This is a genomic window from Streptomyces sp. NPDC029041 (assembly GCF_040637515.1).
Taxonomy (GTDB): domain Bacteria; phylum Actinomycetota; class Actinomycetes; order Streptomycetales; family Streptomycetaceae; genus Streptomyces.
The window spans coordinates 43287-67966 of record NZ_JBEZWO010000018.1 but is presented as its reverse complement, the minus strand read 5'-3'; the positions used below and the strand labels follow the sequence as shown (position 1 = coordinate 67966).

Genomic DNA, 24680 nt, shown 5'->3' with positions numbered 1-24680 from the left:
CGAGGTAACGCTTTGAAATTGGGCGAATAGAGCTGCGCACACCCTTGACTGCCTGCTGGATAGGGCGCCTAATTTCTTCCGCGACGGCAGTGAGAGAGCAGTCGTCGCCCCATCCCCGCGCCACCTTCCCGGATCTGCTTCGGGGCGCCCGCACACCAAGTGGAGTCGTTCATGACCCTCAACGAGTCTTCGGCCGGCCAGGCAAGAGTGTCCAGCAAGAGACGTTCGGCGTTGCTGGCCGGCTGCGCGGCCACCGTGCTCCTGACCGTGGCCGCCTGTGGTGGCGGTACTGCGAGCACGACCGAGAAGGACGGCTTCGCCCAGGCGCCCCAGAAGGACGGCGCGTTCACCGTCTGGGTGGACGCGACCCGGCTGGCCGCCGCGAAGCAGTACCAGCAGCTGCACCCGGACGTGAAGATGAGCATCGTCAGCTACGACGGCAACGCCAACGGGTCGAACTACCTCCAGACGAAGGTCCAGCTCTTCAACCGCACGAAGAAGGGGTGGCCGGACGTCGTCTTCAGCTCCCAGAACAACGAGGTCACCTGGGCGGTCGACGCGGGCTTCGCCGCGCCGCTCAACAAGGGACTGATCCCGGACGCGACCCTGGGGAACTTCGCCAAGGGCGCCAACGACGTCTGCACGGTCAACGGCACGCTCTACTGCCTGCGCAACGACCTCTCCCAGGCGGTGCTCTGGTACAACGCGCCGCTGATGAAGAAGTTCGGCTACACGGTGCCCACGACCTGGGAGGAGTACCAGAAGCTCGGCGAGAAGGTCGCCAAGGACCACCCCGGCTACCTGGTGGGTGACGCGGGTGACTCCTTCACGCCCGAGATCTACCTGTGGGCGAGCAAGTGCGGCGCCAACCACATCACCGGCCCGAAGGCAGTGTCGGTGAACACCACCAGTGAGGCCTGCACCAAGATGGCCAAGCTCATGGACGTGCTCATCAAGAACAAGTCCATGTCCATCAGCGGCGTGTTCAGCACCGACTTCACCAAGAACAAGGCCGACAAGGTCCTGCTCATGCCCGGTCCGGCCTGGTTCGGCGGCGCGGTGTTCAAGGACGGCCTCAAGACCCCGGCGAAGCAGATCGGAGCGGCCCCCATACCCCAGTGGAAGGGCGACACCGCCACGTCCACGGGCAACGTCGGCGGCGGCACCTGGCTGCTCTCCCAGCACTCCGCTCATCTCAAGGCGGCCACCGACTTCCTGAAGTGGGTCACCACCGACAACGCCTACCAGGGCGAGAAGGCGCCCGGCTTCCCGGCCTACGCGCCCGCGGCCGAGAACTGGCTGAAGGCCCAGGACGCCTCCGGCTACTTCAGCGGTGACCTCGGCGCGCTCAAGGACGCCTCCGGTCAGGTCTGGCCGGGCTGGGGCTCGGGCCAGTTCAGCCAGGAGGCGATCTGGGCCGCCACCGTCAAGCCCGGCCTGACCCAGGGCAAGAGCATCGTCTCGATGCTGCCGGCCTGGCAGGACTCCATCGTCAAGTACGCCAAGTCCGACGGATACAAGGTCTCCCAGTGACCCTGACCCTCTCCTCGACCGGCTCTGCCCGTCGGCGCCGTCGCGGCCCCGCCCGGCAGAGCCGGGCCGGCGCCGCGTTCGTCGCCGCCTATGTGATCCTGCTGATCGCCTTCGGCATCCTTCCGACCGGCTACGCCGTCTACTTCGCCTTCACCGACGCCGGGGGCACCTTCACCGGCTTCGCCAACTTCATCACCACGGCCCAGGACTTCCGCTTCCTGGACGCCGTGAGCCACGTCGCGGTCTACCTCGTCCTCTGGCTCGTCTCGCTGGTCGTGTTCGTGGTGGGCCTGGCCCTGCTGCTGCACCGCCTGTCCTCCGGCAAGACCGGGCAGGCGCTCCGGTTCCTGTACTACATCCCCGGAGCACTCGCCGGCGCCGCGAGCGTGCTGGTGTGGCTGTTCATGCTCGATCCGACGGTGAGCCCGGTCAGTTCCCTGCTGGGAACACTGGGGTTCCACACCTTCGGCGAGGTGATCGCGCCCGGCAACCTGGCACTGCTGTTCACGATCATCGCGTTCTGGACCGGTGCCGGCGGCTGGATCGTCGTCATGTACGGGGCACTCAACAACATTCCCCAGGACGTCATGGAAGCCGCGCGCATCGACGGTGCGAACGCCTGGCAGATCGCCTGGCGGGTGCAGATCCCGATGCTTCGCAAGTGGATCGTGTACATGGTGATCCTGGCCTTCGCGGGCGGCGCCCAGCTGTTCGTCGAGCCGCAGTTGCTCTCCCTCGCCAGTGTGGGCGTGGCCGGACGTGACTACTCGCTCAACCAGCTCACGTACGACTTCGCCTTCCAGATGAACAACATCAACGGCGCCGCCGCCGTGTCGGTGGAGCTCCTGGTCGTCAGTGTGTCGGCCGCCGCCCTCTTCGTCGCACGGTCGGGATTCTTCGATGCCGATTAAGACCTCCCCCAGTCCGGTCGCCGCACCCCGCACGGAGCGGGGACCCGAGGCGATGAGCCGGTCCCGGCGCCGGACCTCACAGCCGCGCCGGCGGTCCGCACGGCACCTGCCGTCCCGGCTGCTCGCAGCATCCGTACTCGCCGTGTTCGTCGTGTTCTTCGTACTGCCGGTGCTCTGGCTCGTCCTCGCGGCGACCAAGACCGACCAGCAGCTGGTCCACGACAGCCCGCTCTCCATCGGCTCCTGGCACACACTCAAGGCCAACTGGCACGCACTCTCCGCGTACCAGGACAACGCCATCCTGCTGTGGCTGCGCAACTCGGCGGTCTATGCGGTGATCTCGCTGGTCATCACGCTGTGCGTGGCCGTACCCGCGGGCTATGCCCTGGCGATGACCGAGTTCCGGGGCCGACGCGCGCTGCTGATCTCGACGCTGGTCGTGATGCTCATGCCGAACGCCACGCTGGTGGTGCCGCTGTTCCTGGAGATCAACGCGGTGGGCCTGATCGGCACGATGTGGTCGATCATCCTGCCGTACTCCTTCTACCCGTTCGGCGTCTACCTGACCTACATCTACTTCACCACCGCCGTGCCGAAGGACCTTTTGGCGGCGGCGCGGATGGACGGCTGCTCCGAGTTCGGTGTCTTCCGTCTCGTGGCACTGCCGCTGGCGACACCGGTCATCGCGCTTGTGGGCTTCTTCAGTTTCGTCGCCAACTGGACCAATTACTTCCTGCCGTACGTGATGCTCCCCGAGAGCGACCAAATGCCCGTCCAGGTGGGCGTCGGCAACCTGCTCAGCAGTGTGCCGTCGTTCAACCCGACGGTCGGCTCGCTCGCCATCGAGCGCCCGCAGCTGGCTCTGGCAACCTTGGTGGCCATCACACCGGTGCTCGTCGTCTTCCTCTTCGCCCAGCGCTTCCTGGTGAGCGGAATGCTCGCCGGAGCGACCAAGGAATGACGTCCGCCCCGCCACCCCGAACGGAGAACCCCGCATGCCACTCAGCTCTGCCGACCACGATTCGGGGGAGGACGCCCAGGCCACCGGCCGCCCGGCTCCCCCGCCCGAAGTCCGGGCCGGGGTGCCGCTGCTCGAACCACCCGGCTGGGCCACGGCACAGCGTGCGCTGTTCGACCTGCTCGACCACGCCTGGCGCCGTTTCGCCCGCGACTTCACCGGCCCGGACGGACGGCTGAACTACAACGACCGGCTCACCACGCGGGACGGTGTGGACGACTTCTACGAGGTGTTCTTCAACTGGCCGCAGCTCTACCTCCTCGGCGGCGCCGACGATCTGCTGCCCGCCAGTGAGAAGCACTGGGAGGGCGTGACCCGGCAGCTCACCGAACTGGACATGCTGCGCGACGAGTACGAGCGCGGCTACGACTGGTTCCACCAGGGCGAGAGCCTGCTGCTGCTCTACTTCCTGTGCATGGCCGCCCCCGACCGCTGGTCCGAGCGCGCCCTGCGCTTCGCCGAGCTGTACGTCGACGCGTCCCAGGGCAACTACGACCCCGAGCACCGCGTCATCACCCGCCCCCACAACGGCAGCGACCCGAGCCGGTCGGGCCTGTTCGACGGTGACGTCTATCCCTGGCTGCTGAAGGAGGCCGAGACCTACGGCTTCCCCCTCGAGTGGATCCCCGAGGCGCAGGGCGGCCCGTTCCCCCTCTCCGAGGATCCTCGTCTGGGCGCGCAGATGCGCGAGCGGATGGGCGTCGGCGACACAGCGGTCAACCTCGCCGCAGCCGGGCTGGTCCTCAACGCCTGGATCCTGTCGGGCGAGGAGCGCTACCGCGACTGGATCGTCGAGTACGTGGGCGCGTGGCGGGAACGGACGCGGGCGAACGAGGGACTCATCCCGGACAACGCCGGCCCGGACGGCGAGGTCGGCGGTCTGCTGGAGGGGCGCTGGTACGGCGGTCACTACGGCTGGTCCTGGCCGCACGGCTGGCACAGCGTGGGTCACGCGGCCTGTGTGGCGGCGCTGGCGGCGGCGACGGTCACCGGGGACGACGACTACCTTTCCATGGTCGCGACCTCACTCGACACCCTCATCGGCCGCGGCAAGGTGATGCCCCACACCGAGGCGGACTCGAGTCTGCCCTCCAAGTGGGCGGTCGAGCTCGGTCCGGACGTCACGACGCCGACGCTCCACCTCCCCTTCCGGCACAACGACTCGGGCTGGTTCGACTACAACCCGGTCACCGCGCCGGTGCCGGTGGCCCTGTGGCACCACACGGCCTCCGACACCGACCGCGCGCGGCTGGAGGGGCTGCGCGAGGCCGACGGCATCGACTGGCGTACGGTCCGGCCGTTCCGTGCCAAGGAGGAATCCGGGCACGAGAAGGCGTGGTTCGCGTTCCTCGCCGGCGACGACCCCGACTACCCGGAGCGCATCCTCGCCACCGCCCAGGCCCAGATCCGCCACCGCCTGCGGCGCATCGACCGCTACCGCGACCTGGACGTGCCCGAGGCCGACATCCACGTGTGGCAGCTGTGCAACCCCGTCGCCACCGAGGCCCTAGTGCAGCTGACCTGGGGCGGCCCCCAGGTGCTGTACCAGGGCGGCCTGCAGCAGGCCCGGCTGCGCTACCACGACGCCGACGCCCGCCGCGCCGGTCTGCCGCCGGACGTGGCCGCGCTGGTCACGTCCATCGAGCCCGAGGCGACGACCGTCGAACTGGTCAACCTCGCCCCCGAAGCGGACCGCACGGTCATCGTGCAGGCCGGCGCCTTCGCCGAGCACACCATCACGGCGGTCCGGTACACGACCTGCACGGACGACGGCTGGATCGGCGACATGTACGACTACGGGCACTCGGAGCCGGTGGTCACCGAGGCGGAGCAGTCCTGTGACAGTGCCTTCCTGACGGTGCACCTGCCCGCCTCCACCCGCATCCGGCTCACTCTCCGGCTCCGGCTGCGCACCAGCACCCCCAGCTACCGGACGCCCTTCACCCCCCAGGAGGGTGCGTGATGAAACGCGTCGCCCAGACCATCAGGCTCCGTCCCGAACACCGGCAGGAGTACCTGGAACTGCACTCCGCCGTCTGGCCCGGAGTCGAGGCCGCCCTGCGCCGGGCGCAGATCCGCAACTACAGCATCTTCCTCCACGGCGATGCGCTGTTCGCCTACTTCGAGTACCACGGGGAGAACTTCGAGGCCGACATGGCGGAACTCGAGGCCGACCCCGAGACCCAGGAGTGGTGGAAGCTCACCGACCCCTGCCAGGAGCCCTGGCCGGACCGGGGCGACTCACGCCAGTGGACACAGATGCCGGAGGTGTGGCATCTGAGCCCCGAGGGGGGTGCGCAGTGACCGGCGCTCCTGCACTCGTCGACGCCCACCACCACCTGTGGGACCTCGACCGGCGTGAGCAGCCCTGGCTCGACGACCCCGCCGTGACGTCGATCCGCCGTACGTTCACCCCCGGCGATCTGCGTTCCACCGCCACGCACCCGATCGCGGGCCGACGGCTGCACAGCACGGTCGTGGTGCAGTGCATCGCGGACGTGCCCGAGACCGAGGACCTGCTCGCGCTCGCCGCGCAGGAGCCGCTGATCGGGGCCGTGGTCGGCTGGGCGGATCTGACGTCCCCGGCGATCGGTGACGTGCTCGACCGCCTGAGCGCCGGACCCGGCGGCACGTATCTGCGCTCGCTGCGCCACCTCGTCCAGGGCGAGACGGACCCCGGATGGCTGCAGCGGCCCGATGTGGAACGTGGCCTGGCGGCGCTGCGGGACCGCGGGCTCGCTTACGACGTGCTCGTCCGCAGCCACCAGCTCGACCAGGCGATCCGGCTGGCCGAACGGTTCCCGGACCTGCCCCAGGTGCTCGACCACGCGGGAAAGCCGCCCATCGTGGCGCGTGACCTGGCGGGCTGGGAACGCGAGGTGCGCCGGCTGGCCGGTCATCCCCAGGTGGTGTGCAAGGTGTCGGGGCTGATCACCGAGGCCGACCACGACAGCTGGACGACGGCCGACATCCGGCCCGTCTGGGAGGTCCTGTTCGACTCCTTCGGCCCCGACCGGCTGATGTTCGGCTCGGACTGGCCGGTCGCGAACCTCGCGGGCGGCTGGAACCGCTGGGCCGCCACCGTCGAGGAACTGCTCGCGGGCTGTACCGAGAACGAGATCCAGTCCGTCCTGTCCGGCACCGCGACCGCTTTCTACCGCCTCGCGCCCGCCTCCGCGGGGGGCGACGCCACGACGCGCATGACAAGGGGGGACGGTTGACCTCTTACCGCCGTCCGCCCGCGTCCCACGGAGAACACGTGGCGCGGCGGACCATGGGAAACACCTCGGTCGCCGTGACCGGGCTGGGCTTCGGGGCCTCGGTGATCGGCAACCTCTACCGGGTGACTCCCGCCAAGGACGCGTCGGCCGCCGTCGACGCGGCCTGGGACGCGGGCATCCGCTACTTCGACACCGCGCCGCACTACGGCCTCGGCCTTTCCGAGCGCCGGCTGGGCGCCGCCCTGCGCACCCGTCCGCGCGGGGCCTACGTCGTCTCCTCCAAGGTGGGCCGGCTCCTCGTCCCCAACGAACGGCCCCGAGGCGTCGACGACGAGGGCTTCGTCGTGCGCGACGACCTGCGCCGGCAGTGGGACTTCAGCCGTGACGGCGTCCTGCGCTCCCTCGACGACACCTTGGAACGCACCGGTCTGGACCGCCTCGACGTCGTCTACCTCCACGACCCCGACGACCACTGGCGGCAGGCCGCCGAGGAGGCCATGCCCGCCCTCGCCGACCTGCGCGACCAGGGCGTGATCGGGGCCGTCGGGGCCGGCATGAACCAGTCCGCCATGCTCGCCCGCTTCCTGCGCGAGACCGCCGCCGACGTCGTCATGCTCGCCGGGCGCTACACCCTGCTCGACCAGTCCGCGCTGGACGACGTGCTGCCCGCCGCGATGGAGCATGGCAAGAGCGTCGTCGCGGTCGGCGTGTTCAACTCCGGGCTGCTCTCCCTCGACCGGCCCGCCGAAGGCATGAGGTACGACTACCGGGACGCACCGCCGGACCTGGTCCGCCGGGCGCTGGCCATAGCCGAGGTGTGCGAGCGGCACGGCACCACGCTGCCCGCCGCCGCCATCGCCTTCCCGTTCACGCACCCCGGCGTCGTCAACGTCACGCTGGGCATGCGGACTCCGGAGCAGGTCCGCCGGAACGCCGCACTCCATGCGGGTGCCGTTCCCGCGGCACTCTGGGACGACCTCCGGTGCCAGGGTCTCATCAGGCCCGACGTCCCCCTCGCAGCGGACGAACCGTTACGCCGGCCCTGAACTCCCGTCGCTCCGCCTCCGTCGTGAGGTGAGCCCACTGTCGTGCCCCGACCTCCGGGGCACTCAGAGCCGAAACCGCTGAAGATCCCAGCCCACCGCACCGAGGACCCACGAGGACATACAGGGAGCCGCCGTATGTACGCCCACCCGATCGTTCGCACCAGGGGGAGGGACAGACGATGAAGCACGTCATCCCCTCCGTCCGCATGTTGTCCGCAGGCCTCACGGTGGCGGTCTCCGCCGCCCTGCTGACCTCCCTCACACCGCCGACCCCGGCCTCGGCCGCGACCCAGGCGACGTACTACGTCTCCCCCGACGGCAGCGACTCCAACTCCGGGACGGTCTCGGCGCCGTTCAAGACCCTGCAGCACGCGCGGGACGTCGTGCGCACGGTCAACGACAACATGACCGGGGACATCAACGTCTATCTCCGCGGCGGCACGTACCCGGTGAGCAGCACCATCGGCTTCACGTCGGCCGACTCCGGAACGAACGGGCACCGTGTCGTGTACGCCGCCTACCCGGGCGAGAAGCCGGTCCTGGAGGGAGGCGTTCAGGTGACCGGCTGGACACAGCACAGCGGGAACATCTGGAAGGCCACCCTCAACCGCGACAACAAGCTCCGTGCTCTCTATGTCAACGGCAAGCGCGCAGAGATGGCGTCGAAGACGATCAACTCGGCCGGATGCTATGCGAACTTCGACGTCAAATCCCCCCTGCCTTCCTGGGCCTGGGAAACGGGAACGGAGTGCGACGGGTCCAAGTACAGCCTCTCCGACCTGCCCGCCATCGCGTCCAACCAGGACGACGTGGAGATCAAGACGACGTGGACCTGGACCACGGCGATCATAGGCGTCCGGCAGATCACCACGAGCTCGGACGGCGCCAACCGCGTGGCCATGTACCAGCAGCCGGGCGCGGCCATCGCGCAGGGACCGCCGAACGGCAACTTCAACCCCAGCGGCAGCCACACGTTCATGAACGCGTACGAGTTCCTGAACCAGCCGGGTGAGTTCTACTTCGACAAGACCAACCACGCGCTGTACTACTACAAGTCCAGCTCCGAGGACATGACCACGGCGAAGGTCTTCGCTCCGAACAACGTGTCCACCATCCTCAAGATCGCCGGCACGTCGAAGACCGACCACGCCAAGAACATCACGTTCTCCGGTCTCACGGTCGAGCACTCCGACTGGAACCTGACCAAGGTGGGGGACTCCGTCTTCCGGCAGGGCCAGCAGGGCAACGCCAGCGCGAACGTGTACACGACGGGGAACTTCCACGTCTACTACTACCGCAACGTGGATCTGCCGCCGGCGATGATCCAGATCGAGAACGCCGACGGGATCGTCCTGCAGCGCAACACCGTGCAGCACACCGGAGCCGACGGGATCACCCTGGCCAACGACGTGACGGACTCGCAGGTGACCGGCAACTTCACCAATGACATAGCCGGATCGGCCCTCACCGTGGGGCACCCGCAGCACGTCTACATCGGGGACTACACCTCGACCAACCACGAGAAGTACCCGGTGGACGTCGAGGGCGTCTGCAAGAACATCACCGTCACGAACAACTACCTCTACGACAGCGCCGTCCTGTTCGAGGGTTCCAGCCCCGTGTCGGCCTACTTCGCCGACACCCTGTCGCTGCAGCACAACCGCATCGAGAAGTCCCCGTGGGCGGGCATCACGCTCGGCTGGGGATGGTGGAACTTCGACGGTTCGGACAAGTCCATCGTTCCCGGGACCGCGACCAGCACGGCGAGAAACAACAGCGTCAAGTACAACGAGCTCATCGACACGATGCAGTTGCTCAGCGACTCCGCTCCGATCTACACGCTGGGCAACCAGCCGGGCACCGAGATCAGCAACAACTACATCCAGGGTGTGCCGGCCGGCCACAAGTACGGCATCCACCCGGATGAAGGCTCCGCCAACATCAACGAGCACGACAACGTTCTGGACATCGACCCTGGCGTCAAGTACGCCATCAACTCCGGTACCTGGGGCAACCAGAAGAACCTGCTGATCACCAACACCTACGGCCCCGTCAACACGATCTTCAGCACGAGCGTCCCGGGCAGCACCATCGAGAACGTGCGCGTGCACGCGGACCGCGTGTGGCCGTCGCAGGCGTACAGCATCGCGGTGAACGCGGGGCTGGACGACCTCTACAAGGACATCATCCCGTCCGGCAATGTGACGCTCCAGGACTACGCGCTGCCCGCCAGCACGTTCACCGGCAAGGGTGTGACGACCATTCCGGTGCGCAGCCCCGGAGACAGCACCAAGACCCTCTGGCTGGCTCCCGCCGGCACGACGACGTTCACCGCCGGTTCCACCAAGACCAGCGCGAGGGGCACGGCGACGTCCATCAGAGTCCCGCAGGCTGCGGGCGACTACCGCCTCTACGTCGTGGACGCCCAGGGGAACGCGTCCGCCGCGTCGAAGGCGCTCGTGCGGCAGCGCTGGGACCACGTCGACGACAAGGCAGCCGGCGTGACCTACTCCGGCACCTGGTCGAACTGGAACGACACGCAGGACATGAACGGGTCCGAGAAGTTCACGAGCACCGCGGGCAACTACGCGGAGTTCGCGTTCACCGGTTCGGGCGTCCGCTACCTGAGCATGACGCAGCCGAACATGGGCAAGGTGGACGTCTACATCGACGGCACCCTCGTCCAGTCGGGCATCGACGCCTACGCCTCGACGGTGACGAAGCAGGTGCCGCTGTTCGAGAAGACGGACCTCGCGGCAGGTCCCCACACGATCAAGGTGGTGTGCACCGGCACGAAGAACACCGCGTCGTCCGGCACCGTCTGCGCACTGGACGCGTTCGCCTCCATCGCGTTCCCCACCACCAACGCCAACTACAAGCTGCTCAACAAGGGCAGCGGCAAGGCGGTCGACGTCTCGGCGGCGTCGAAGAACGACGGAGCCAACGTCATCCAGTGGACCGACAGCGGAGGCCCCAACCAGAACTGGCGCTTCGTCCCGGTCGGTGACGGCAGCTACGAGATCGTCAGCCGGAACAGTGCCCTGCTCCTGAGCGTCAGCGGTGGCGTCACCACGGACGGCGCGTCCATCGTCCAGTCGACCGACAACAACGCCGCGAGCCAGCGCTGGACGCTGGTCGCCGCCGGGAACGGCTTCTACAAGATCAAGAACGTGAACAGCAACGACCTGCTCACCGTGTCCTCGGGAGGCACCCAGCTCGTGCAGTCGACGGACACGAGCGCAGACAGCCAGCTGTGGAAGGTCGTGAACGTGGACTGACCGCTCACCGACGCAGGTGAGTCAGACGACTGAAGGAGGCGAACAACCCTGCGGGGCGGTGCCGGCGGAGAAGCCGGCACCGCCCCGCAGGCCTGTCTGTGGACATCCGCGGTGGGAGGCGGCACACCTCGGCACGCGTCATACGGGCCCGGCCTCGGACGTGCCGAAGGAGAAGGAGGAGAGGCGGAAGTCGCCGTGCAGGATCAGTCGCAGGTCGTGGACGCCGTCGGCGGGTGCCGTCACGTCAGCCGCCACGCTGGTCCGGATGTAGGGGCCCCCGGTGACGGGCACAGCGAGTTCGGACAACGGCCGGTGCCCGGCCCGGATCTCCAACCGTGCCTCTCCCCCGCCGGCGTCCGCGCGCGCGACCTGCGCCTCGAAGCGGGCCGCGCCGCTCAGATCGGTGCGGCGGAACAGCAGGGTGGCGGGGTGTGCGGGGTCGGCCGGGGCGACCGCGTCGCCGGTGGCTCGGTCGGCGTCGACCAGGGTGACGGCCGTGTGGTCGTCGAAGTCGACGGCCAGGGTCCGGCGGCCGACGACCACGCGAGGCGCGGGAGGCGCCCCGGTCACCGTCAGGGGTGCGGTCAGGACCACGTCTTCGGCGGACCGGGCGACGAGGACCTCGTAGGCCCCGGGGTCCACGGTGAAGGCGCCCGTGCCCACGTCCCAGTGTGCCAGCCGGTCGGCGGGCAGCCGGAAGACCACCTCCCGGCTCACCCCCGGTTCGAGCCGCACCTTGCGGAAGTCGGCGAGCCGCAGCCTGGGCGCCTCGTAACGGGCGTTCAGCGCCCGGACGTAGAGCTGGACCACCTCGCTTCCGGTGCGGCCGCCGGTGTTCGTCAGGGTCAGCGAGACGTCGAGCGCACCGTCCCCCGCCACCTGTGCAGCTGACAGCCGCAGGTCGCGGTAGGTGAAGTCGGTGTAGGACAGACCGTGCCCGAAGGCGTAGCGGGGTGCGGGCCGGTGGTACTGGTAGGTCCAGCCCGCCTTGATGACGTCGTAGTCGAGGGGGTGCGGCAGCTCGTCGTCTCCCCGGTACCAGGTCTGCGGCAGGCGCCCGGCAGGGTCGGCGTCACCCAGCAGGACGGCGGCCAGTGCCGTGCCGGTTTCCTGCCCGCCGTGAGACGTCCACATCACGGCGGGCAGGCGCTCGTCGGCCCAGTCGAGGGCGTAGGGGTAGCTGCTCATGACGACCAGGGCGGTCTCCGGGCGGACCGCTGCGACCGCGCGCAGCAGCGCCTCCTGGGCCGCGGGCAGGGCGATGCCCGAACGGTCTTCGGTCTCGCGGCCGTCGATGAGCGGGTGGTTGCCGAGGACGACGATCGCGACCTCGGCCGCCTCGGCGGCGGCGCGGGCCTCGGCCGTACCGTCGCGCAGCAGCTCCCGCTGCCAGCGTTCGGCCCCCTGCGGGGTTTGGGCGGTGGCGGCGACGCGGCCGTCCGTGGGGTCGACCGCGGCGTAGCGGCCGCTGTGGATGTTGCGCAGGAGCACGGTGCCGGGGTCACCGAGGGGATCGGGCTCCAGCCGGAAGGTTTCGTTGACGAACCAGCTCTTGATCATGGTGTGTTCCGCGAGGAGGGCGTCGTCGTCCTTGCGGGTGAGGTAGCGTCCGGTGCCGGTCTCGCGCAGCGTCAGGGCGCCGCCGCCCCACTCCTGGACGTCGAAGGTGGTCCCGCCGAGGGGTACGCCCGTGGTGCGCGAGCGCAGGGCGATCCGGTCGGCGCCCTCGGCGGTGACGACCTCCGCCGAGGCGGCACGCAGCCCGGACGCGATGCCGACCTGGTAGGGCAGGGTGCCGCTGTACCAGTCCTCGTACACGCTGTCGGCGTGCGGGCCGATGACGGCGATGCGGGGGGACCGCTCCGCCCGGAGGGGCAGCAGGCCGTCGTTCTTGAGCAGGACCACCGACTCGGTGGCGGCGCGTCGGGCGAGGGCGCGGTGGCCGGGGCAGTCGATCACGTCCGGGCCGATTCCGGCGTACGGGTCCAGGTCGGGGTCGAACTCGCCGAGCCGGAAGCGGAGTTGCAGGTGACGGCGGGCCGCGCGGTCGATGTCCGCCTCGTCGATCAGGCCGCGTTGCAACGCCTCCCGCAAGCGGCCGGTCACCGTGGAACTGTCCTCGTTCTGGTCGGTGAAGCTGTCGATGCCGGCCTTGAGCGCCGCCGCGTGTCCCTCGGGGTGATCGGCGAAGTAGCGCTCCGGGTCGACCAGGTTGGACGGCGCCTCGGCGTCGCTGACCACGAAGAGCTCGTGTCCGGTCGGCACGGCCCACTCGCGCAGCTGCGTCCGGATCAGCGGACTGACATGGCAGGGGCGGCCGTTGACGAGGTTGTACGCGGCCATCGCGCCGGTGGCCGCGCCCGAGGCGACGACGGGCCTGAAGGCCGCAAGGTCGTACTCCTGGAGCACGCGAGGGCGCAGACCGGATGAGGTGACGCAGCGGTCGTCCTCGTTGTTGTAGGCGAGGAAGTGTTTGAGCACGGGAGCGGCCCGCAGGTAGGTGGGGTGGTCGCCGGCCAGCCCCTGGCAATAGGCCGTGCCGAGCCGGGCGGTGTGCTCCGGGTCCTCGGAGTAGCCCTCCTCGTTGCGGCCCCAGCGCGGGTCGCGCAACAGGTTCAGCACGGGCGCCCACGCCTGAAGGCTGTTGGTGCCGGCGCCGTTCGCCGTCGGGCGGTGGCGGTGGAAGGCGCGCAGTTCGACCGAGACGGCTCGGGCGACCTCCCGCACGAGGTCCTCGTCCCAGGTCGCCCCGAGCCCCACGGCCTGCGGGAAGACGGTCGCTTCGCCGAGCCAGGACACACCGTGCAGTGCCTCCGTGCCGGTGCGGAACGAGGCGACGCCGAGTCGCTCGACGGCCGGGGCGTACTGGTGCAGAAGGGCGATCCGCTCGTCGAGTGTGAGCCGCCCGAGCAGGTCGTCGACGCGCTTCGCCATGGGCAGCGCGGGGTCACGGAACGGAAGCCGATCGGCGGCGGGCAAGGACGGAGAACCCACGAGGCAAACCCCTAGAAGCAGGCCGGTTTCGAATCGTTGAAGCGCTTCGACGCTGCCACTGGTCGTCACGGCCTGTCAATGCACGGGAGGAAAGAAACTTTCTCAGGTATCACCCTCTTGTTTCGCGAGAAACCTGTCATTAACGTTCGCCGCCAAGTGAAGCGCTTCGACGCTCCGAGGGAGAAGGGCCGCTATGAGCAACGAGTTGAACCGCAGGAGCTTCGTCGGCAAGGCCTCGGCGGTGGCGGGGGCCGCGGCGATGGCCCCCTTGCTCTCCGCCTGCGGCAGCGGCGGCGGAGGGCAGACCGGTTCGAACACCGCGTCAGGACTGAAGAAGGCACTGCCCGCCTACGTGCCCAACACGGCCGTCAAGCCGGACATCCCCCCGGTGTCGAACGGCCCGGACGCGGTCACCGACCCGGGCTTCCTCCGCTACCCCACCGAACACCCGACCACGGTCTCCGGCGTCCCCGGCAAGGGCGGCAAGTACACCGCGGTCACCCCGCTGTGGGGCACCGTGCCGCCACCCGGTAACTCCTTCTACCAGGCCATGAACAAGGCCCTGGGCGTCGATCTCACCATCAAGCCGGCGGACGGCAACAACTACGCGACCATCATCCCGACGATGACGGCCGCCAAGCGCCTGCCCGACTGGATCCAGCTGCCGTCCTGGTGGAACGCCAACTTCAGCGTCGGCCAGCTGGCGGGCTCCCAGCTCGCGGACCTGACGCCCTACCTGTCCGGCGACAAGATCAAGAAGTATCCCAACCTCGCCGCGATCCCCACCGGCGCCTGGCGGACGGGCGCCTGGGGCAACAAGCTGTACGGCATACCCTGCGGGGCCACCCGGTTCTCCATCGCCGGCACCACCTTCTACCGGCGCGACATCCTGGAGGCGAAGGGCATCACGGCGGACGACGTGAAGTCGGCCGACGACCTGATGAACCTCGGCAAGGAGCTGACCGACGCCAAGCGCGGCGTGTGGGCCTTCGACCAGGTGTGGACGTACACCTTCCCGTTCTGGGGCCTGCCGGACACCTGGAAGGTCGTGGACGGCAAGCTGGTCCACAAGTACGAGATGCCGGAGTTCCTGGAGGCGCTCGACTGGCACTACAAGCTGGCCAAGAACGGCTACATGCACCCGGACGCGCTCGCGAACACCCCCTCGGGCCCCCGTTTCTACTCCGGGAAGGTGCTGATCGTGGGCGGCGGCACCGGTACCTGGAACCTCGCCGACTACCAGTCCGGGATCGCCGCGGACAAGAACTACCGGCGCGGCTCGTTCAACTTCTTCGCCGCCGACGGCAAGAGCAAGCCCAGCACCTTCATGGGCAGCTTCACCAGCATCGTCAGTTACCTCAACGCCAGGCTGAAGCCCAGCCAGATCGAGGAGCTGCTCGCGGTCGCCGACTACCTGGCCGCCCCGTACGGGTCACGCGAGTTCACGATGGTCAACTACGGTGTCGAAGGCGTCCACTACACGATGAAGGACGGTGTGCCCACGGCCACGGACGCGGGCCAGAAGTACGTCCAGCAGCAGACCTACCCGTTCCTCGCCAAGTCCTCGTCGGTGATCAGCAACCAGGGTGCCGACATGGTCACCAAGGACTTCGCGGCCTTCCAGGCGGCCAATGTGAAGGCCCTGTACAAGCCGGTCTTCTGGGGCATGAACATCAGCATGCCGCAGTCCATCGCCACGGCCGCGGCGGCGCAGTCGGTCGACGACACGATCCAGGACTGCACCCGCGGCAAGAAGAAGGTCTCGGACGTACAGGCCGCCATCGCCAGCTGGAAGTCGAGCAGCGGCAACCGGCTGAAGAGCTGGATGACCGAGAACGTGCTCGACAAGTACGGGACCGGTCAGTGAGCACGGCGGAAGCTCGGCAGGCTCAACAGCCCGAGCGGCTGAACTGGCGCATCAGACTGCGCCGCGACCGGACGCTCATCATCATGACGCTGCCCACGGTCGTCCTGCTGCTGGTCTTCAACTATGCGCCGCTCTTCGGGCTCGTCACGGCCTTCCAGTACTACGACCCCCTGATCGGGGTCTGGCACAGCGACTGGGCCGGCCTCGACCAGTTCAAGCGCCTGCTCACCGACCCGATCTTCTGGGGGGCTCTGAAGAACACGCTCTACCTGAGCTTCGTCCAGCTGATCCTGTTCTTTCCGATCCCGATCGCGCTGGCCCTGCTGCTGAACACCGTGATCAGCGAACGGATCCGCAACTTCTTCCAGTCGATCGTCTACCTGCCCCACTTCTTCTCGTGGGTGCTCACCATCACGATCTTCCAGCAGATGCTGGGCGGCGCGGGCATCCTGAACCACCTCCTGCGCACGCACAACATCGGTACCTGGGACATCATGACGGACCCGCACACCTTCGCCTTGCTGGTCACCTCCCAGGCGATATGGAAGGAAGCGGGCTGGGGCATCATCGTCTTCCTCGCCGCGCTGGCCGCGATCAACCCCGAGAATTACGAGGCGGCGGCGGTGGACGGCGCGGGGCGCTGGCGGCGTATGTGGCACATCACGCTGCCCGGCCTGCGCGGGGTCATCGTCCTGTTGCTGGTGCTGCGGCTGGGCAACGCCCTGTCGGTGGGCTTCGAGCAGTTCCTGATCCAGCGGGCGTCGGTCGGTCACGACGCGGCCGACGTCCTGGACACCTTCTCCTTCTACTACGGCATCGCCACCAACGACTACAGCTACGGCGCGGCGGCCGGCCTCTTCAAGAGCGTCATCTCGCTGCTGCTGATCTGGGGTGCCAACAAGCTGGCGCACGCCTTCGGGGAGGACGGGTTGTACCGGAAATGACCAACACATCCACGATCGAACGCAGCCGAGTGGTCTCGCGCACCTCCGCGGCCCCGGTCGTCCGGCGCAGATCACGCGGCGGGCGCCCCGCCTGGGAGGAGCCGTCGACCCCCGTCGGCCAGGCGGCGAAGGGGCTGACGCTGGGTGGAGTGCTGGCGGTGATCGTTGTCCCGTTGTGGATCATCGTCCTCACCAGCGTCTCCTCCCCCGGCGCCGTCAACCGCGCCGGGGGGCTGGTCATCTGGCCGGACGGGCTGAGTCTTCAGGCCTACCGGGAGATGCTGGGCGACTCGACCGTACGCACCGCGCTGCTGGTGAGTCTCGGCGTCACCGTGGTCGGCACCGCGCTGTCGATGGTGGTCTCGGTGCTGTGCGCCTACGGCCTGTCCAGGTCCCGCTCGCTCGGGCACCGCTTCATCCTGCTCCTGCTCATCATCACGATGTTCGTCGGCGGCGGCATGATCCCCACCTTCCTGGTGGTCACCGGGCTCGGCGGCTACAACCAGTACTGGGCGCTGATCCTGCCGAGCGCGGTCTCCGTCTTCAACATCCTGGTGCTGCGCTCGTTCTACTCCTCGACCTCCGGCGAGCTGATCGACGCGGCCCGGGCGGACGGCGCCGGCGACTGGCGGATCCTCTGGTCGGTCGTCCTGCCCACCTCACGGGCGGTGACCGCGGTGATCGCCCTCTTCTACGGCGTCGGCTACTGGAACTCCTTCTTCAACGTCATGTTGTACATGCCGACGGAGAGCGAGAAGTGGCCCCTGCAGTACGTCCTGCTGACCTACGTCAACCGCGGGGTGGGCCTGCCCGGCTCGGTCAACTCCGGCTTCGGCAGCGCGAACGCGCAGACCGCTCCGCTCTCGCTGCAGATGGCGGTGGTCGTCCTGACGCTCGTACCGCTGCTGATCGTCTACCCGTTCGTCCAGAAGCACTTCCGCACCGGTGTGCTCACGGGCGCGATCAAGGGGTGAACCGGCCACTCGCCGGCACCCCCGCCCCCCTCGGACCGGGAGCGGCTCCCCCTGCCCAACCCCGCTGCCGGAGCGGAGCCGCTCCCCCCCACACACCCAGGAAGGACCCGCGGACAGCATGGTGACCATCGCCGATGTGGCTCGACACGCGGGCGTCTCGTCCAGCACGGTCAGCTACGCGCTCAACGGCAGGCGTCCGATCTCCGACGCGACCCGGCTTCGCGTCCAGCGTTCCGTGGCCGCGCTCGGCTACCACCCCAACGCCGGCGCCCGTGCCCTGGCGGGCCGCCGCTCGCACATCATCGCCCTTGCGGTGCCGCTGCGCACCGACGTGTACGTCCCGATCATGATGGAGATCGCCGTCTCGGTCACCACGGCGGCCCGCCTGCACGGCTACGACGTCCTGCTGGTCACCAGTGACGAGGGCCCCGAAGGGGTGCGCCGGGTCGCGGCGAGCGGCCTCGCGGACGGTGTGATCCTCATGGACGTCGTCCTGGACGACAAGCGTCTGCCCGCACTGCGGGCCGAGGGCACACAGGCCGTGCTCATCGGCCTGCCCGACGATCCACGCGGACTGTCCTGCGTCGACCACGACTTCGCCGCCGCCGGGGCGCTGTGCGCTGACCACCTCGCGGACCTCGGTCACCGGCACGTCGCCTTCGTCGGCTACGCGTCCGGTGTGTACGAGCGGCACGCCGGATACGCGGAACGCACCCTGGCGGGCTTCTGCGAGCGCGCGGAGAGCCGCGGCCTGCGTTTTCTGCACCGCCCATGCGACGGCACCTACGAAGGCACCGCGGGCACGCTCGCCCGCGTCCTGGCCGACCGGCCCGACACCACGGGTTTCGTGGTGCAGAACGAGGGGGCGATCGGCCCGCTCCTCAGCCTGTTGCGCATCAGCGGGCGCGCGGTCCCCGAGGACGCGTCGGTGGTCGCGCTGTGCCCGGACCAGCTGGCCGAGCAGCACGCGCCCCTGCTCACCGCCGTCTCCGGACCGGCGCAGGAACTGGGCCGGGTGGCGGTCGAGCAGTTGATGCGCCGGCTCGACTCAGCGACGCGGGGCGAGCCGCCGCAGGACGAACGGACACTGCTGCCCCCACTCCTGACGTTGCGTCAGAGCAGCACTCTCGCCACGTCGACCCACCGGGAGGGCCCGTCATGACCTCGCTCAGCCTCACCGACCGTCTGGGCGGACTCGCCTTCGGCGGCGACTACAACCCCGAGCAGTGGGACGAACCGGTCTGGAAGGAGGACGACGAACTGATGCGCCGGTCCAGGGTCAACCTGGCCACCCTCGGAGTCTTCTCGTGGGCCCTGCTGGAACCCGAGGAAGGGCGGTACGACTTCGCCTGGCTCGACACCCACCTCGACCGGCTGCACGCGAACGGCGTGGCCGTCGACCTGGCTACCCCCACCGCCTCCCCGCCGCCCTGGTTCACCCTGGCCCACCCCGACGCGCTGACCGTCCGGCCCGACGGCACCCGCCTCACCCACGGCAGCAGGGACACCTACTGCCTGACGGCTCCCGCATACCGGAACGCGTCCCGCAGGATCGCCGGGGCCCTCGCGGAACGCTACGGCGACCACCCGGCCCTCGCGCTGTGGCACGTGCACAACGAGTACGCCACGCTGTGCTACTGCGACCACACGGCGGCCGCCTTCCGGATGTGGCTGCGCGAGCGCCACGGAACACTGGACGCGCTCAACGAGGCGTGGGGAACGGCTTTCTGGAGCCAGCGCTACGGCTCCTGGGAGCAGGTGCTGCCGCCGCGCGCGACCAACTGGCACAAGAACCCCGGCCAGCAGCTGGACTTCCACCGCTTCTGGTCCGACGAGGTGATCGCCGCCTACCGCGAGCAGCGCGAGGCGATCCGCGCGCACAGCGACCGCCCGGTGACGACCAACCTCATGCTGCCCGCCTACCAGAACATGGATCTGTGGGCCCTCGCACGCGAGCTCGACGTGGTCAGCTCCGACCAGTACCCGAGCGCTCCGGGTCTGGATGCCGCCGCCGACGCCGCCTTCCACGCCGACCGCGCCCGCTCCCTGGGCGGCGGACGGCCGTGGCTGCTGATGGAGCAGGGCACCAACACGGTGTACGACCGGGACCGGGTCCTCGCCAAGGAGCCCGGGGACGTCCTGCGCCACACCCTCGGCCACATCGCGCGCGGTTCGGAGGGCGCTCTCTTCTTCCAGTGGCGGCAGTCCCGGGCCGGCGCCGAGACATGGCACTCGGCGATGGTGCCGCACGCGGGACCCGACAGCCGGATCTTCCGCGAGGTCACGCAGACCGGCGAGGCGGTGGCCCGGCTCGGGGAGGTGGCGGGGTCGACGGTCACCGGGTCGGTGGCGGTCCTGCACGACGCGGACGCATGGTGGGCACTCGGCGTGGACGGCCTGCCGTCTGCGGGCCTCGACTACCACGCGGCACTCGGCCGGGCCCACCGCGCTCTGTGGGACGCCGGTGTCACGGTCGACTTCGCCCACCCCGGACACGATCTGGGTCGGTACCCGCTCGTCGTCGCACCGGCCCTGTTCCTCCTCGCCGACGAGGCAGCCGAGAACCTGCGCCGCTACGTCGCCGGCGGCGGAACGCTTCTGGTGCAGCACGCGAGCGGATACGTCGACGACCGCCTGCACGCCCGTCTCGGCGGGTATCCGGCCGCTCCCCTGCGCGAGGCGCTGGGCATCCGCGTCGAGGAGTACCGGCCGCTGCGGCGGGACGAGCGGATCATCCTGTCGGACGGATCGCACGGCACCGTGTGGAGCGAGTCCGTGCGCTCCGACGGTGCACAGACGCTCGCCGCCTACACCCACGGCATGCTCACGGGCCGCCCGGCGCTCACCCGTCACCGCTACGGCACCGGTCAGGGCTGGTACCTCTCCACCCGCCTCGACGACGCCGATTACACGGCCCTGGTCGCACGGCTCCTCGACGAGGCGGGCGTGGGACCCGAGGTGCAGGGCCTGCCTCCGCGGGTCGAGGCCGTGACCCGGCACGCCCCGGACGGCCGCCGCTGGCGCTTTCTGATCAGCCATCGCACCGAACCCGTGCCGCTGCCCGAGCCCGCCCACGACCTGCTCACGGGCGCCCCGGTGTCCGAACTGCCGCCCGGCGGCTGCGTCGTGCTCCGTATCGCCTGAACCTCGCTGACCGATCGGAAGGGCAACCATGACCAGCGCACCGCAGACTCTCCGATGGGGCCACCGGGCCCTGGAGGTCGAGATCGGCGTCGCCGAGGACGGCATCGCCCGCCTCACCCGGATCGGCCGCCCCGGGGGCACGCCTCCCGAGCCGCGTACCTGGCCTCCGCTGCCCTTGGTGGAGGTGACGGCCGCCGGTCACGGCCGCGCCTGGTCGGGCGGGCGCCTCATCGACACCTCCCTCGGCGCGCGTCTGCGGTACCGCGAGCACCGAGTGACGCGCGACGGCGAGTGGCACCTGCTCACGGTCGGACTTCACGACCCCGAGAGCGGTCTCGCCGCGGAAGTCACCTACCGCTCCCCGGACGGGGTGCCCGTGTTGCGGGCCGACGTGGCCCTGCGCAACGACGGGGAGGCCACCCTTCACCTGGAGTCGGTCTCCTCCCTCGTCGTGGGGGCGCTCGCCGACGGTCCGGAGGCCGTCGAGGCGGCGGACCTGCTGTGGGCCGAGAACGACTGGGTCGCCGAATGCCGGTGGCAGCGACAGCCGATGCGGGTGACCTCTCCCTTCCTCGGCGACCGCGTCGTCTACGACAACGGCAAGGGCGAGTTCACCCGGACCGGTCGGGGCGTGTGGTCCAGCTGCGGCCGGCTTCCCATGGGCGGCCTGACCGATCGTGGCACGGGCCGTACCTGGCTGTGGCAGATCGAGCACAACGGCGGCGGCTGGCACTGGGAGTGCGGCGAACGCGACACGCTGGCCTACCTGGCCCTGTACGGCCCGAACGACACCCACCACGGTTGGCGGCATCCGCTGGAGCCCGGTGCGGAGTTCGCCACCGTACCGGTCGCTCTCGCCTTCAGCGACGACGGCGGCCCTGACGAGGCGTTCGCCGCGCTCACCCGCTACCGGCGCCTCATCCGCCGCCCGCACCCGGACCACCAAGGGCTGCCCGTCATCTTCAACGACTACATGAACTGCCTGATGGGCGACCCGACGACGGAGAAGCTGCTGCCGCTGATCGACGCGGCCGCCGATGCGGGGGCGGAGTACTTCGTCATCGACGCCGGCTGGTACGACGGCGACGACGGCGGCTGGTGGGACAGCGTGGGCGCCTGGGAGCCCGCCGCCTCGCGCTTTCCCGGCGAGCGCGGCATCCACGAGGTGCTGGACCGCATCCGGGAGCGCGGCATGGTCCCCGGTCTGTGGCTGGAGCCCGAGGTGATCGGCGTCCGCAGCCCCATGGCCAAGTCCCTCCCGGACGAGGCGTTCTTCCGTCGTGACGGTGTCCGCGTCACGGAGACCGGCCGCCACCACCTGGACCTGCGCCACCCGGCGGCCCGCGCCCACCTGGACCAGGTCGTGGACCGACTGGTCGGCGAGTGGGGCGTCGGTTACCTCAAACTCGACCACAACATCGACCCGGGCTCCGGTACCAGTGCCCACCCCGGGGAAACGCCGGGCGCCGGTCTGCTCGGTCACAACCGGGCCCACCTCGACTGGCTCGACGGCATCCTGGACCGCTTTCCGCAGCTGGTGGTGGAGAACTGCTCGTCCGGCGGTATGCGCTGGGACTACGCCCTGCTGTCCCGGCTGCAGCTGCAGTCCACCAGTGACCAGCAGAATCTCCAGCTGTACGCGCCCATCGCCGCCTCCGCCCCCACCGCGGTCACACCCGAGCAGGGCGCCGTCTGGGCCTACCCGCTGCCGCAGAACTCCTTGGACGAGGTGGCCTTCACGATGGCCAACGCCCTCCTCGGGCGCATCCACCTGTCGGGCCTGCTGCCGGACCTGCGGCCCGAGGCCCTCGCCCTGGTGCACGAGGCCGTCGCCGTGTACAAGGCCATCCGCGACGACCTGGCCCGGGCCGTCCCCCTCTGGCCGCTCGGCCTGCCGGCCTGGGAGGACCCCTGGCTCGCCCTCGCCCTGCGCACCCCCGACACCACGTACCTCACGGTGTGGCGCCGCCCCGGAGCCGAGCCCACCAGGCGTCTCGCCCTGCCGCACCTGCGCGGCTCCGCGGCACGCATCGAGGTGCTCTACCCGACCGCGAGCCAGGCCGACGCCCACTGGGATCCCGGCATCGCCGATCTCACGCTGACGCTGCCCACGGCTCCGTCCGCAGTGCTGCTCCGCCTCGACCACACGTCGACGAACCGCTGACGACAAGGATGTGACCGCGTGCCAGAGAAGCAGCTTCCGACAGCCGCCGTGACCAACCCCGTGATTCCCGGCTTCCATCCCGACCCAAGCGTGTGCCGGGTGGGCGACGACTACTACCTGGTCTGCTCCAGCTTCGAGTACTTCCCCGGCATCCCCGTCTTCCACAGTCGCGACCTGGTGCACTGGACCCAGATCGGCAACGCCCTGGACCGGCCCAGCCAGCTGCGTCTGCCCACGGAGATGTCGTCGTCCGGCGGCATCTACGCCCCCACCCTGCGCCACCACGACGGCCGTTTCTGGCTGATCGTCACCAACGTCGCCGAGGGCGAGGGGAACCTGCTGTTCACCGCGACCGACCCCGCCGGGCCCTGGTCCGAACCGGTGCGGCTGCCGGGAGTCAAGGGCATCGACCCGGACCTCGCCTGGGACGAGGACGGCACCTGCTGGTGCACGATCGCCGGGGTCTCTCAGGTGCGCATCGACCCGTCCACCGGGGAGACGCTCGGCGAGCCGCGACCGCTCTGGTCCGGCGGCGTCGACGCCATGGCCCCGGAGGCACCGCACCTGTACCGCATCGGCGCGTACTGGTACCTGCTGATCGCCGAGGGCGGCACCGAGCGCGGTCACGGCGTCTCGATCGCCCGCGGCACGTCTCCCTCCGGCCCGTTCGAGCCGTGCCCCCACAACCCGTTCCTGACCCACCGCGGCACCAACCGTCCTGTTCAGAACACCGGACACGCCGATCTGGTCCAGGCACCCGACGGCTCGTGGTGGATGGTGCTGCTCGCCGTCAGGCCGAGGGGCGGCACGCCCGGCTGGCACGTGCTGGGCCGTGAGACGTTCCTGGCGCCGGTGGAGTGGGTGGACGGATGGCCGGTCGTCGGCGAGGTGCCGTCCGAACTGCCCGTACCGGCCTGGCCGCTCGTCCCCGTGCCCACCGAGCCCGTCCGTGACGACTTCGACCTCAGTGAGCTGCGGCCGCAGTGGATCTCCGTGCGGGACCGTCTCGTGGAGCACTGCACCACCAAGGAACGCGCCGGCTGGCTGACCCTGAGCGCCCGCGGCGCCTCGCTCGACGAACGGGACGTCGTTTTCGTGGGTCGCCGTCAGCAGCACCTGACGTGCGAGGCGCGGACCCGCGTCGACCCGGCGGAGGGCCGTGGCGGCCTCGCGGTCCGCCTGGACGAGGAGCACCACTACGCGATCGAGGCGTCCGCGGGAGAGGTGCGGATGCTCGCCCGCGTGGGACCCCTGCGCACCGTCGTGGCGTCACGGTCCGTGCCCGCCGGGCCTGTGGTCCTCGGCCTCCGCGTCTCCCCCACCCCCGCACGGGACGCCCGCACCGGGCCGGACACTCTCACGTTCGGCGTCGAGGAGCCGGACGGCACGTTCACCGAGCTCGGCGCCCTCGACGGCCGCTACCTGTCGACCGAGGTGGCCGGTGGCTTCACCGGCCGCGTCATCGGCCTGTACGCCGGGGCCGGCACGGTCCACTTCGACTGGTTCGACTACGAGCCCCTCGGCTCCTGATCCGGCGCCAGGGCGCCGCGGGAACTGCTCTTCCTCGACCGGCCTGAACGCACCAT

General features: G+C 69.7%; 16 protein-coding genes. 15 read left to right on the top strand and 1 reads right to left on the bottom strand.

Annotation, left to right across the window (positions count from 1 at the left end; translation table 11 throughout):
• Positions 1 to 171 precede the first annotated feature (171 nt).
• From AB0F04_RS33735 to AB0F04_RS33700, 8 genes are all read left to right on the top strand, one after another.
• Positions 172 to 1533 carry an ABC transporter substrate-binding protein gene (locus AB0F04_RS33735; RefSeq protein ID WP_362048872.1) on the top strand — a complete coding sequence of 454 codons (1362 nt, stop codon included), beginning with the start codon at positions 172 to 174 and terminating at the stop codon, positions 1531 to 1533.
• A complete protein-coding gene (locus tag AB0F04_RS33730; RefSeq protein WP_362048869.1) occupies positions 1530 to 2444 on the top strand; it encodes a sugar ABC transporter permease in 915 nt (304 codons plus the stop codon). Before AB0F04_RS33735 ends, AB0F04_RS33730 begins: the two co-directional genes overlap by 4 nt.
• A gap of 106 nt (positions 2445 to 2550) precedes the next feature.
• Positions 2551 to 3405 (top strand): carbohydrate ABC transporter permease, encoded by an 855-nt coding sequence (locus AB0F04_RS33725; RefSeq protein ID WP_362049004.1) that lies wholly within the window; start codon positions 2551 to 2553, stop codon positions 3403 to 3405.
• Between the two features lie 34 nt (positions 3406 to 3439).
• Positions 3440 to 5425, top strand: a complete 1986-nt coding sequence (locus AB0F04_RS33720; RefSeq protein WP_362048866.1) for a hypothetical protein — start codon at positions 3440 to 3442, stop codon at positions 5423 to 5425.
• Entirely contained in the window at positions 5425 to 5766 is a 342-nt protein-coding gene (locus tag AB0F04_RS33715) for an L-rhamnose mutarotase (protein ID WP_362048863.1), read from the top strand. Before AB0F04_RS33720 ends, AB0F04_RS33715 begins: the two co-directional genes overlap by 1 nt.
• Positions 5763 to 6683: an amidohydrolase family protein gene (locus tag AB0F04_RS33710; protein WP_362048860.1), complete on the top strand. Its 921-nt coding sequence runs from the start codon at positions 5763 to 5765 to the stop codon at positions 6681 to 6683. Before AB0F04_RS33715 ends, AB0F04_RS33710 begins: the two co-directional genes overlap by 4 nt.
• Before the next feature lie 53 nt (positions 6684 to 6736).
• Positions 6737 to 7729, top strand: a complete 993-nt coding sequence (locus AB0F04_RS33705) for an aldo/keto reductase (protein WP_362048857.1) — start codon at positions 6737 to 6739, stop codon at positions 7727 to 7729.
• A gap of 179 nt (positions 7730 to 7908) precedes the next feature.
• Entirely contained in the window at positions 7909 to 11007 is a 3099-nt protein-coding gene (locus AB0F04_RS33700) for an RICIN domain-containing protein (RefSeq protein ID WP_362048854.1), read from the top strand.
• Between the two features lie 138 nt (positions 11008 to 11145).
• Here the strand turns inward: AB0F04_RS33700 and AB0F04_RS33695 are convergent, their stop codons facing one another.
• Positions 11146 to 13941 (bottom strand): glycoside hydrolase family 3 C-terminal domain-containing protein, encoded by a 2796-nt coding sequence (locus tag AB0F04_RS33695; protein WP_362048851.1) that lies wholly within the window; start codon positions 13939 to 13941, stop codon positions 11146 to 11148.
• A 253-nt stretch (positions 13942 to 14194) separates the two neighbouring features.
• Here AB0F04_RS33695 and AB0F04_RS33690 point away from each other — a divergent pair, with 253 nt between their 5' ends.
• The 7 genes from AB0F04_RS33690 to AB0F04_RS33660 all read left to right on the top strand — a co-directional run bounded on the left by AB0F04_RS33690 (position 14195) and on the right by AB0F04_RS33660 (position 24624).
• A complete protein-coding gene (locus AB0F04_RS33690; protein WP_362048848.1) occupies positions 14195 to 15868 on the top strand; it encodes a Tat pathway signal sequence domain protein in 1674 nt (557 codons plus the stop codon).
• A complete protein-coding gene (locus tag AB0F04_RS33685) occupies positions 15865 to 16812 on the top strand; it encodes an ABC transporter permease subunit (RefSeq protein WP_362048845.1) in 948 nt (315 codons plus the stop codon). Before AB0F04_RS33690 ends, AB0F04_RS33685 begins: the two co-directional genes overlap by 4 nt.
• Positions 16809 to 17786, top strand: coding sequence for a carbohydrate ABC transporter permease (locus tag AB0F04_RS33680; RefSeq protein ID WP_362048842.1), 978 nt, complete (start codon positions 16809 to 16811; stop codon positions 17784 to 17786). The genes AB0F04_RS33685 and AB0F04_RS33680 overlap by 4 nt, the downstream gene beginning before the upstream one ends.
• Before the next feature lie 118 nt (positions 17787 to 17904).
• On the top strand, positions 17905 to 18948 hold the full coding sequence (locus AB0F04_RS33675) for a LacI family DNA-binding transcriptional regulator (protein WP_362048839.1): 1044 nt from the start codon (positions 17905 to 17907) through the stop codon (positions 18946 to 18948).
• The gene (locus tag AB0F04_RS33670; protein ID WP_362048836.1) at positions 18945 to 20930 is read left to right on the top strand and encodes a beta-galactosidase; all 1986 of its coding nucleotides are present in this window, start codon (positions 18945 to 18947) and stop codon (positions 20928 to 20930) included. The genes AB0F04_RS33675 and AB0F04_RS33670 overlap by 4 nt, the downstream gene beginning before the upstream one ends.
• 28 nt (positions 20931 to 20958) lie before the next feature.
• A complete protein-coding gene (locus AB0F04_RS33665; protein ID WP_362048833.1) occupies positions 20959 to 23094 on the top strand; it encodes an alpha-galactosidase in 2136 nt (711 codons plus the stop codon).
• Between the two features lie 18 nt (positions 23095 to 23112).
• On the top strand, positions 23113 to 24624 hold the full coding sequence (locus tag AB0F04_RS33660) for a glycoside hydrolase family 43 protein (protein ID WP_362048830.1): 1512 nt from the start codon (positions 23113 to 23115) through the stop codon (positions 24622 to 24624).
• Positions 24625 to 24680: the final 56 nt, after the last annotated feature.